The sequence below is a fragment of the Desulfovibrio sp. genome (genome assembly GCF_018379785.1).
Lineage (GTDB): Bacteria > Desulfobacterota > Desulfovibrionia > Desulfovibrionales > Desulfovibrionaceae > Desulfovibrio.
Genome location: NZ_JAGZUV010000036.1, coordinates 18,980 through 29,346 on the forward strand (window position 1 = coordinate 18,980; position 10,367 = coordinate 29,346).

Consider the following 10,367-nt stretch of genomic DNA (forward strand, 5'->3'; position numbering starts at 1 on the left):
CCTCACATGGAATTCATGCTATGCGCCATACGGTGAAATACGGAAAAGGCAACCTTGCTTTTGACCTTCCGGACGACACTTCCGTCACGGTTTTTGAGCCACGGCATGTTCCGTCCCTGGTTAACCCCCTCGGCGTTTTTGAGCGAGCTCTTGACGCTCCGGAAGGCTGTCCGCGCCTGGAGGACTTCCCCGCGCCCGCTTCGGTCGCCATTGCCGTACCGGACGAAACCCGGCCTTTTCCAACCAGCTTGCTTCTCCCGCCCCTACTTAAAAGAATTTTCAAAATCTGGCCCGCTCTCCCGCCGAACCACGTATGCGTCGTGGTAGGCGGCGGCCTGCATGAGCCCCCGGATGCCGCGCAACTCAAGCGCATTCTGCCCGACGATCTTTACGGTTGCCGAGTCGTCTGCCATGACGCCCGAAAATCGGAACTGACCCGCCTCGGTACAACCGCCAGAGGAACCCCTGTGGAAATCAACGCGGCCTATGCCAGAGCGGAATTGAAGATCGTCATGGGCATGGTGGACGCCCACCAGTTTGTGGGCTTTACAGGTGGGGCCAAGGGCGTCGTCGTGGGGTGCGCCTCGGCGGCCATGATTGAAAAAAACCATTCCATGCTTAAAGAACCTTGCGCCTTTGCCGGAAGCCTTGAAGAAAATCCCGTCCGTATTGATCTCAATGAAGCGGGACGCATTGCCGGGGTAAAACTTGCCGTCAATGTCTCCCTGGACGCACAGAAAAATATCGCAGCTCTTTTTGTGGGCGATCCGCCGACCATCCTGCGTTCTGCGGCCGGGAAAACACGTGAGCTTTACGGCATGGAACTACGGGAGACATTCGACATTGTCATTGCTTCCTGCGGAGGCAGTCCCAAAGACATCTGTTTGTATCAGGCCCAGAAGGCGCTGGATGCCGCCCGCCGCTGCGCGGGTAAGAATGGAAAAATACTGCTGGTTGCGGAATGCGCACAAGGCATCGGGGACGAGCGCTATCTGGAGTATGCCCGGAACTTCGCGGATCATGCATCGTTACTGCGGGATTTCGAAAGTCAGCCGTTCAGGATGGGCGCTCATAAGGCATATCTTTTTTCACGGGTGGCAGCCACACACGAGATCGTATTACATACCGCCCTTTCCCAAGAGGATCTCGCCTCCTGCCTGCTGAAAAAAGGCGACCTGCAAGTTACCCTGTGCGACTGGCTTACCGCTGAGCCAGAGGCCCGCATCGCACTCATCACCAATGCCAATGCAACCTTTTTCTTTTAATCGGATAAATCCATGGACAGCGCACGCTATAGAATCAGACAACATATCGAACGCCCGGATTCTTTGCTGCTGCAATGCTTCCGGGACCTAGCCGTGGCCGACATCTGCGACGCCCTGGGCCGCAACGCCGCCCTGCCCTCGGCCATCAAGCCTCTGGGCGTCGCGCGCCTGCTGGGCACGGCCTACACGGTCAACCTGCCCGCCGGTGAAAATCTGCTGCTCTACTATGCTGTGGACAATGCCCGGCCCGGCGACGTGCTGGCCGTGGCCTGCGACGGTTATGAAGACCGCGCCGTGTGCGGCGAGATAATGGCAGCTCTGGCCCGCAAGCGGGGCCTGGCCGGTTTTGTGGTGGACGGGGCGGTGCGGGACGCGGACGCCCTGCGGGCCATGGACTTTCCGGTCTATGCCCGCGCGGTTTCGCCCAACGGCCCGTACAAGGACGGCTGCGGCGAAATCAACGCGCCCATTGCCATGGGCAATGCGGTGATCAGGCCGGGCGACATCCTGGTGGCCGACGGCGACGGCATTGTGGCCGTCAGCCGGGACGAAGCCGAAGCCGTGGCCGTACAGGCCCGCGCCATCCGGGATACCGGCTTGCGTAAGCTCAAAGCCATCGAAAAAACCGGCAAACCGGATTTCAACTGGCTGTACGAAAAACTGGCGGCCAGTTCCTGCGCCATCTTTAACTGACGCCAGCAGAGTCTTCCCGCCTGGTTGGAAGCTGGGGGGAAACAGCCCTCAACAGCAGGCCGGTTTCCGCATGATACGGAAACCGGCCGTCGTTTTTTACAAAGCGACATCAGCGAGCCGTCTCCCGCTTCTCTCATTTTCTCTTGTGGCCCTTCCCGCCGGACAAATGCGATTCGAAAACGCCGATATTATCCGTACGGTCGCGGCAGCCACTTGCTTTCTCTCTTACAGGATACATTATATAGAAATTATAGTCTTTTTGACTACCCGGCCTGAACGGCCTGAGGACAGACTAAAAGCCGTTTTCTTGAGGAGCTTCAGAACATAACCCGTCCTGACGCAGGCGTGTTCAGGCAGTTTTCAGATAAAAAATTTCCCGGAGATTCAGATGGATCAGGCCATGGTGGATTCACTTGTTGTGTACGGAAACATCGCCGTAAAACTGGCCGTGGGTTTAACCGCTTTTATTCTGTTGTTGCGGACGACCAATCGCGGCCAACTGACGCAGATGACGCCTGTGGACCTCATCGGCAACTTTGTGCTGGGCGGCATTATCGGCGGCGTTATTTATAATCCGGACATCCATATCATAAAATTCATCATCGTGCTGGCGCTGTGGGAGATTCTTGTGATTTCCGTCAATTTATTGCGCATGCATACCGAATCCGGGCGGAAGATGATTGTGGGCTTGCCCACCCCCCTTGTGATCAAGGGAGAATACCTGCAGGACAAATTCCAACAGGCCGGGCTTGATATTGGCGACTTTGCGACCCTGGCGAGAATGCAGGGCATTCATTCACTCCATGACATATGGAATGCGCAGCTTGAACCCAACGGCCAGGTCACCATCCAGAAAAAGGATGAACCCAAAAGGGCAACCATCCTCGTAAGCAACGGCGTTATCGATGAAAAAGCCATGGAGCTGATCGAAAAAGATGAAGAATGGCTGAAAAAGGAATTAAACAAAAACGGCTGTGATTCATGCAAAGATATTTTCTTTGCCGAATGGAACGAAGACACGGACGCTGAAGGGAAAAAATCCGGAAACCTCTATATAATTACATGCGAGAAAAAAGAAGGAAAATAAAATGGGCATTATATCCTGGATTATTTTTGGACTGGTTGCCGGCGCCATTGCGAAATTCATTTTGCCGGGACGTATTGAACGCGGCTTTATTGTGACATCCCTGTTAGGCATCGTCGGCGCATGCGTCGGCGGATTCATCGGCACCTGGCTTGGTTTCGGCACGGTAACCGGATTTAACCTGCCGAGCTTTTTTGTGGCCGTACTGGGAGCCCTTCTCGTCCTGATCATCCACGGCAAGCTTACATCGCGCTAATGCGGGCGGAATACCGAAGCACTGTTAATGAGCCTGTATAAAGTCGTCGGAGATGCCTCTACATGACGTCAGGCGCGCTTTGGAGGAGGTTTTTGCCAATGCCGGGGCCGGCGGCTACGTCGGCTATCCGGCATGTCGCCTGGCGCCGCCCAGCGGCCGGATGAACGACCCCAACGGGCTCATTTACTACCGCGAAAGACTTACGCTGCGGCCTGTATTGACCACACGTCGGTGGAAGTCTTTGCGGGCGACGGGCAAACAGAGGGCTGCCACAGCCTGAGCAGCAGGTTCTGCTTTGACGGCATGGAAAAATGTATCGATTTTTATGATTGAGGGTGAAGTGCGGCTTGAGCGTCTGAGCAGTTGGGGACTGGAGGCCGTCAACCGCGACAAAGTAAATTTCAGGGCGTGAAATGCCTCCCGTAACAAAGGCAAACGCCCCGTCAGTCCACGGGATGGCCCAGGGAACGGTATTCGTTGAGCTTGTTGCGCAGGGTGCGCACCGAGATGCCCAACAGTTCGGCGGCCTGGGTGCGGTTGCCGGAGGTGGCTTCCAGGCCCTTGATGATCATGATCCGCTCCATTTCGTGCAGCGGAATTACCGGCCCGGCAAACTGCTCCGCCGGTGTGGTGGATTCCGGAGCGGGTGCGGCTACGGTAGCCGCCCGGTCCGCGGGCGACGCGGAGGCGGCGGAGATTCCGGCGGTTCCAACGCTCCCGTCCTCCGGGAGGCTGTCTTCCTCAAACAGGGGCCAGGCCTCGTTTTCCAGCAGAAAATGGCAGGGCTCCACCGGACGGCCGTTGGCCAGCAGTACGGCGCGCTCCATAAGGTTTTGCAGCTCGCGCACGTTGCCGGGAAAATCGTAATTTTTCAGCCAGCTCACAGCGGCTTCGGACAGGGATACGGGCGGCAGCTTATATTCGCGCACATACAGGTCCACGAAAAAGCGGGCCAGTTCCAGCACGTCGTCGCCGCGTTCGCGCAGGGAGGGCAGGCGCAGGGGAATGACATTGAGCCGGAAATACAGATCCTGACGGAATTTGCCCTGCTTGACCCAGTCTTCCAGATCGCGGTTGGTGGTGGCAAGCACGCGCACGTCCACCCGCACGGTTTCCGCGCCGCCCACCCGGTCGATCTCGCCTTCCTGAAGCACACGCAGCAATTTGGCCTGCAAGGCCAGATCCATTTCGGAAATTTCGTCCAGCAGCAGGGTGCCCCCGCTGGCCAACTCAAACTTGCCGAGTTTGCGGGCAATAGCTCCGGTAAAGGCTCCCTTTTCATGGCCGAACAATTCGCTTTCCAGCAGATGTTCAGGCAGGGCCGCGCAGTTCACGGCCACAAAGGGACCGCGCGCGCGTTTGCTCATGGCGTGCAGATAGCGGGCGAACATTTCCTTGCCCGTGCCCGACTCGCCGGTGATCAGCACCGTGGCCTTGGAAGCTGCCACCTGCCGGGCCAGCTGCAAGACCCTGGCAATGGCCGGATGCCGCCCCACGATGCGCGGGCCGCCCTGGCCTTCGGCATACTGCGGCCGATGTCCGCCAAAGGTGCTGGAAGCAGGCACGGACGCGGCTTTGCGCGGCTCGCGGGCCACGGCCATGATCCGTTCCACATCCAGAGGTTCCAACCAGTAGTCGCGCGCGCCCAGACCGAGCAGGCGTTCGGCTTCTTCCGGGCTGCCCTTGTCGGTGGTGACGATGACCGGCGGGAAATTGGGGTCTTCCGCGCTCACGGCCAGCAAATCCTCCACCCGGAAACCGGGCAGGGAAGGCCGCGCGAAAATCACGCCGGGACCGGACTTGCGGATAAAGACCGAGGCCCCTTTGAGATTTTCGGCAATGCCCAGCTCATAGCCCGCATCCCGCAGAGGCGGAAAAATGCCGGTAATGGCCTGGGCGGGAGCGAGAAAAAGCAGACGGCGGGTCGACATGGGCCTTTTTGTACCGTGTCGCGTGCCACAATGCAACAGCGCGGCCTGAAAACGCCCTGATTACTGGAAAAAAGCTGACAACGCATCCGGCCTGACGTATACAGGCTCCATGCAGAAAAGCGTGATCAGGCATATTCTGACCCGAGTAGCCGAGGGCGGCCTTTCGCCGGACAACGCCTTGGATCAATTGAGTTTTGAAACCGCGCAGGATGCCTTGCACGGCCTGAATCTGGATCCGCAGCGCGAACTGCGCAGCGGGCTGGGAGAGGTTATCTTCGCCCAGGGCAAGAGCGACGAGGCCCTGCTGGCCGCCGTGGATGGTCTTTCCCGCCACGGGCCGGTGCTGGTCAGCCGCGTCAGCCGTGAGCAGGCCGGGCTGCTGCGCCGCACGTTTCCGGCGGGTCTGCACTGGCCTGAAGCCAGGCTGTTTTCCCTGGGCGGTCCGGAACAGCTGAAACAACGGATGACTCCGCCCTGGCCGCAATCCGGCACGGCCCTGGTGGTTTCCGCCGGGGCCGCCGACATGCCCGTGGCCCTGGAAGCCTTCGGCGCGCTGGCGTTCTGGGGCTGCGACTGCGCTTGCGTCACGGATGTGGGCGTGGCCGGGCTGCACCGTCTGAGCCCGCATCTGCGGGCTCTGCACGAAGCGCGTGTGATCATTGCCGTGGCCGGCATGGAAGGAGCCCTGCCCGGCGTGCTGGCGGGCCTTACCCCGGCTCCGGTACTGGCCGTGCCCACTTCGGTGGGCTACGGCGTGGGCGCGCACGGCTTCGCGGCGCTCTCCACCATGCTCTGCACCTGCGTACCCGGCGTGGCCGTGCTCAATATCGACAACGGCTTCGGCGCCGCGGCCTTTGCGGCCAAGTTGCTGGGAAGGAAGTAAAAAAGACCGGTTCAGGCACAGTGCGACGGCCCGGACTGCCCATGCGGATACACAGCCTGAAGCACAAAAAACTGTCTTTAGCCCATTGTCGTGGAATCGGAAATCCCTTGCTGCGCCGCTGCGCCGGGAGCCTGTTGCGGAGCGTCCAACATCACCGATCTGTTTTTTCCGCTTGTTTTCGCCTGATACAGGGCTTTATCGGCAATCCGGATACATTCAGAGAGCGAAGCATCAACCGTGCTCTGTATATGGCACATGCCGATGCTGACTGTTACCACGCCGCCTTCGGCATCCGGCAATGCCTCATTCTCCACCAGACGGCAAATCTTGTCGCCCAGTTCCAGAGTGAGCTTGCGTTCAACCAAAAAAACGACAGCAATGAATTCTTCCCCGCCATAGCGTATGACATAGCCGTTATGGCCAGCAAAGGCTTTTTTAAACGTGGCGGCTATCCGGCGCAGGCAGTCGTCCCCTTTCAGATGTCCATAGAAGTCGTTATATTTTTTGAAATTATCAATATCGAGCATAAACAGCGCCGCTTGCCCGGAGGCCCTGATCGGGTACTTCCATTCCTCGGCCAGGCCGGTTTCAATAAAACGGCGGTTCAGTAAACCGGTAAGGGCGTCATGATTGGCGATGATCTCCAGTTTTTTATTGATTTCAGCACTTTTTTTCATGCTGGAGATAATCCAGTAAATAATCAATGCAGTGAGCAGAAAAACCACGGCAAGACAAATTTTTAACGCGGGCCCCTTGGAAATGGAAGCAAAAAAGACGGATTGCGTCATGGCAGCAAGTTCTTCTTCCCGCAAACCGCCAAACAGCACCCACCCCACGGACGGGATAGGTTCATATATCACATAGACCAAGCCGTTTTTCCAATAATACGTTCCGATTCCCTTTTTGCCGTCAAGTCCTTTCCGCTCCAGCTCCAGAATGGAACGCGTCGTCGCATCCTCCTGTCCGCCGAGTATTTTTTTGGCGTTATATTGTGAAGTGACCCATTCCATATGGTGTGGATCACTGACCGCGATATCCGTCCCTTCCGCATTGATGATGTAGGATTCTCCGCTATTGACGAAGCGGATGCTTTGAATCAGCCTGCAAAATATATAGCCGTTTTTTTCAATGCTCAGCACGCCGACAATTTTGCCGTTCCGTATCACCGGCGCTGAATAGCAAATCACAAATTCATTATCCTCATTAAAGTATGGTCCATAGACGGCGATATCCCCGTCAAAGGCGACACGGATATCCGGCCGGTCATTTATGATCCGTTTTCGGCCGTCTGATGCTATGGTTTGTGCTTCCGAAACATAAACCATGCGCATGACATCCTTACCGGGGGAAAAACGGCGAGGACGGGACCCGGATCTCTGGAAAGCATCAGCAACATCAAAAGAAGCGGCGGACATGGCGGCTTCCTTGCGTCCGATTTCCAACTCGGACTCCACCATGTCCACGCCCTGCGCCACCATGGCTTGTACAAGTTTTATTGTATAATCGGTCAGAAGGGTCTGAAAATTACGAGAAAGAGTATAATATGCCGCAAAAATAATAACAATTACGGTCAGCAGAAAAATAGATCCGACCCGTATTCCCAAAAATATCGCCTGATTTTTATCTCTGATTTTCATTTTCATAGCGTTTTCAGGCAGCCAGAAAATTTACAAAATGGTGAAGAACAGTTCATTAGACCTGCTCATAAAGCATACTCGTTGTGCATTTTCCCGTCAAAACCAAAAAGAACGTCCAAAAGAGGACGTTCTTTCAGACTGATGACAAACCTCGCTTCGCGTGGTTTGCGCCACCAACGGCGGCTAGACCGCCGGGTGGAAAGGCACGAAAATCAGTCGCTTAACGGCGCGGCAAAGCCGCGACCTGCTCCTGATTTTTGGGGCTGCCGACTTTGTCAACAGCCTCAAAGAACGTCCCGAAAAGGACGTTCTTTTCTTGTCGAGTTCTGTCCGGAGCGGCCCGCATTGTACACATGTTCTAACTGTACGCGCTGACCACGTTGCCCATATCCCGCATGTTTTCCGCCGCGGCCCGCCACTGATCCTGCATGAAGGAAGCCGCGCTGGCCGCGTCGGCCAGTTGCGCGGCGGCGGCCGTGCTGTCGCTGACTTCGGACGGCGTATAGGAAATCACCAGGGCGTCGCCGGGCGGCGTATCCTGCACCACGGACAGACCCCGGGATATGGGATCAAAAAAGATCATACGGCCCTCCCACGCTTCTTCCATGAAGCGGTCCGGCCAGACACAGACATTGCCCGGCATGACGCCTGTCTGCGTTGTCGCAGATGTCTTCTCTTCAAAATACAGCGTATTGTGTTTGAAATGCATAACATTTCAAACGTGAACTGTTCCGGAAAGCCATATTTCGGAAAGTCTAGCTCCGACGGCGGCGCTTTTTGGGTTCCTCCGACTTTTTTTCCTTTTCCGCATCCGGTGCATTGTCGGTAGACACGGCATTTTCCGGCACCACACTGTCCACCGTATATTCGGCCAGGGGCTTCCGGCCTTTCAAATAGGCCAGTTCTTCGGCCACAACCTTTTCAAAGGCGGCCATGCGCCTGGAAGAAACCGGCGCGCCGCGCGGGTTGATGGCCTTGGTCGGATTGATGAACTTGCCGTTCTGACGCAGGCGGAAATCCAGATGCGGTCCGGTGGACAAACCTGTGCTGCCCACAAAGCCGATAACCTGGCCCTGACGCACGCGCTGGCCCTGGCGCAAACTCCGGGCATAGCCGGAAAGGTGCGAATACATGGATTCCAGCCCGGCCACATGCTTGATGATGATTTGATTGCCGTAGCCGCCGCCCCAGCTTCTCTTGGTGACCACGCCTTCGCCCACGGCCTTGACCGGCGTGCCGGTGGGCGCGCCGTAATCCACCCCCATATGCGGACGGCTGTAGCCCAGAATAGGGTGCTTGCGGCTCGACGTGAAGCGGGAAGTCACGCGGGTAAAGGCCAGAGGAGCCTGCAACAAGGTTTTACGCAGGTTTTCGCCCTTGCGGTTGTAATACTGGGCCCGGCCCGAACCGTCACGAAAGAGATAGGCTTCGAAGGTTTTGCCCTTATTGGTGAAATGCGCGGCCAGAACGCGGCCGTAACCTTTATATTCCCCCTCGCGATAGCGTTTTTCCACCAGCACGGAAAAACTGTCGCCTTCCTGCAGATCGCGGATAAAGTTGATTTCCGCGCCGAAAAGATCAGCCAGTTGCAGCGCCATTTGCGGGCTTTCGCCCACATCGGCCACGGCCTGGAACAGATTGTCGCTGATGGTGGCTTCCACCGTGTTGAGCAGGGTGACGTACTCAATGGCCTCAACCCTGGCCACGGGCTCTTCAACGCCCTCCACCACCAGACGGCGGCGGCTGTCGATTTCGTATTCAAAGCGCTTGACCCGGCCCGAAGCCGAGTCCGTGACGATCACATAGGGCTGGCCCTCGCGGAAGGAACGCATGGAAAACACCTGACGGGCCGCGCTGATATACTGGTAGATGCCTTCGCTGCCCGTGTTTTCCAGAATTTTACTGATGGTGTCGCCCTTTTCCACCGTGCCTTTGACTACCTCATCACCAAGGGCGCCGCCGGGTTGGGCCTCTTCGGCCAAATCCGTGGAAGGCGTCTGCCCAGCTGCCTGTGCGGTTGTCTGCGCACCGGGCACGGCGGTGTCCGGCGGCAATGACGTCCCTTCACCGGAAACGCTGGCGGAAACATCCGGCCGGGCCTCCGGAAGCCGGGACCCGACGGCTGGATCGGAAGCGGGAGTTTGAAGGGCTTCGGGCGCGCGTCCGGCCTCTTCAGAAGCAGCCGCGCCCGTCCCGTTTTTATCAGCCAGCGGCGGGCCGGGCTGCGCGGGCGGAACAGACAAAAGCGCCCGCCCGCCCGCATCCGCGCTTGGGCCTTGCCGGACTTTCTGGTCCTGTTGCTTCTCCTGGTCCGTTATCCGCGTCGATTGTTCCGAGACCTGTTCAGTCACCTGTCCGGGTGTCGCATCGGTCTTAAAGCCGGTTCTGCCGGCGTGCTGCACCAGCACGCCGCCCACCAGCAAAATCAAAAAAACTCCCACCAGCCAGAGTCGTTTCATCGGCAACTCCATTCAACCACTATATCCGGCCCTCAGGGCCTTGTCCAGTTGACCCGCTCGGCGAGACATTCACCTTAACAATGATAAAAGTTCTTCAATACTACCATTAACTCGGAATCTTTGAAATAGTGCAAGAGATTTGTTCAACATATCAAGAGA

9 protein-coding genes are annotated in these 10,367 nt (G+C 57.3%); 5 read left to right on the forward strand and 4 right to left on the reverse strand.

The features are described 5' to 3' along the window. The first annotated feature begins 20 nt into the window (after nucleotides 1-20). The 4 genes from larA (at nucleotide 21) to KH208_RS09160 (ending at nucleotide 3,298) form a co-directional block, all read left to right on the forward strand. Nucleotides 21-1,265, forward strand: coding sequence for a nickel-dependent lactate racemase (gene larA, locus KH208_RS09145; RefSeq protein ID WP_291435663.1), 1,245 nt, complete (start codon nucleotides 21-23; stop codon nucleotides 1,263-1,265). 12 nt (nucleotides 1,266-1,277) lie between these two features. After that, nucleotides 1,278-1,958: a dimethylmenaquinone methyltransferase gene (locus KH208_RS09150; RefSeq protein ID WP_291435664.1), complete on the forward strand. Its 681-nt coding sequence runs from the start codon at nucleotides 1,278-1,280 to the stop codon at nucleotides 1,956-1,958. 388 nt (nucleotides 1,959-2,346) lie between these two features. Next, a complete protein-coding gene (locus KH208_RS09155) occupies nucleotides 2,347-3,045 on the forward strand; it encodes a DUF421 domain-containing protein (RefSeq protein ID WP_291435665.1) in 699 nt (232 codons plus the stop codon). Between the two features lies 1 nt (nucleotide 3,046). Further along, complete coding sequence (locus KH208_RS09160) at nucleotides 3,047-3,298, forward strand: GlsB/YeaQ/YmgE family stress response membrane protein (RefSeq protein WP_291435667.1); 252 nt, start codon at nucleotides 3,047-3,049, stop codon at nucleotides 3,296-3,298. A 443-nt stretch (nucleotides 3,299-3,741) separates the two neighbouring features. Here KH208_RS09160 and KH208_RS09165 read toward each other — a convergent pair whose 3' ends face one another. Next, nucleotides 3,742-5,229 carry a sigma-54 dependent transcriptional regulator gene (locus KH208_RS09165; RefSeq protein ID WP_291435669.1) on the reverse strand — a complete coding sequence of 496 codons (1,488 nt, stop codon included), beginning with the start codon at nucleotides 5,227-5,229 and terminating at the stop codon, nucleotides 3,742-3,744. Nucleotides 5,230-5,338: 109 nt separating this feature from the next. Between KH208_RS09165 and larB the strand changes: the two genes are divergently transcribed. Further along, nucleotides 5,339-6,112 (forward strand): nickel pincer cofactor biosynthesis protein LarB, encoded by a 774-nt coding sequence (larB, locus tag KH208_RS09170; protein ID WP_291435671.1) that lies wholly within the window; start codon nucleotides 5,339-5,341, stop codon nucleotides 6,110-6,112. A gap of 77 nt (nucleotides 6,113-6,189) precedes the next feature. Here the strand turns inward: larB and KH208_RS09175 are convergent, their stop codons facing one another. The 3 genes from KH208_RS09175 to KH208_RS09185 form a co-directional block, all read right to left on the reverse strand. After that, nucleotides 6,190-7,755: a sensor domain-containing diguanylate cyclase gene (locus KH208_RS09175; protein WP_291435672.1), complete on the reverse strand. Its 1,566-nt coding sequence runs from the start codon at nucleotides 7,753-7,755 to the stop codon at nucleotides 6,190-6,192. 352 nt (nucleotides 7,756-8,107) lie between these two features. Next, complete coding sequence (locus tag KH208_RS09180) at nucleotides 8,108-8,332, reverse strand: hypothetical protein (RefSeq protein WP_291435673.1); 225 nt, start codon at nucleotides 8,330-8,332, stop codon at nucleotides 8,108-8,110. Between the two features lie 172 nt (nucleotides 8,333-8,504). Then, nucleotides 8,505-10,208, reverse strand: coding sequence for a peptidoglycan DD-metalloendopeptidase family protein (locus tag KH208_RS09185; RefSeq protein ID WP_291435674.1), 1,704 nt, complete (start codon nucleotides 10,206-10,208; stop codon nucleotides 8,505-8,507). Nucleotides 10,209-10,367: the final 159 nt, after the last annotated feature.

Bases quoted from the DNA above. Each gene is read 5' to 3' on its own strand.
- larA (WP_291435663.1), top strand. From the start codon at position 21: ATGCGCCATACGGTGAAATACGGAAAAGGCAACCTTGCTTTTGACCTT.
- KH208_RS09150 (WP_291435664.1), top strand. From the start codon at position 1,278: ATGGACAGCGCACGCTATAGAATCAGACAACATATCGAACGCCCGGAT.
- KH208_RS09155 (WP_291435665.1), top strand. From the start codon at position 2,347: ATGGATCAGGCCATGGTGGATTCACTTGTTGTGTACGGAAACATCGCC.
- KH208_RS09160 (WP_291435667.1), top strand. From the start codon at position 3,047: ATGGGCATTATATCCTGGATTATTTTTGGACTGGTTGCCGGCGCCATT.
- KH208_RS09165 (WP_291435669.1), bottom strand. From the start codon at position 5,229: ATGTCGACCCGCCGTCTGCTTTTTCTCGCTCCCGCCCAGGCCATTACC.
- larB (WP_291435671.1), top strand. From the start codon at position 5,339: ATGCAGAAAAGCGTGATCAGGCATATTCTGACCCGAGTAGCCGAGGGC.
- KH208_RS09175 (WP_291435672.1), bottom strand. From the start codon at position 7,755: ATGAAAATGAAAATCAGAGATAAAAATCAGGCGATATTTTTGGGAATA.
- KH208_RS09180 (WP_291435673.1), bottom strand. From the start codon at position 8,332: ATGATCTTTTTTGATCCCATATCCCGGGGTCTGTCCGTGGTGCAGGAT.
- KH208_RS09185 (WP_291435674.1), bottom strand. From the start codon at position 10,208: ATGAAACGACTCTGGCTGGTGGGAGTTTTTTTGATTTTGCTGGTGGGC.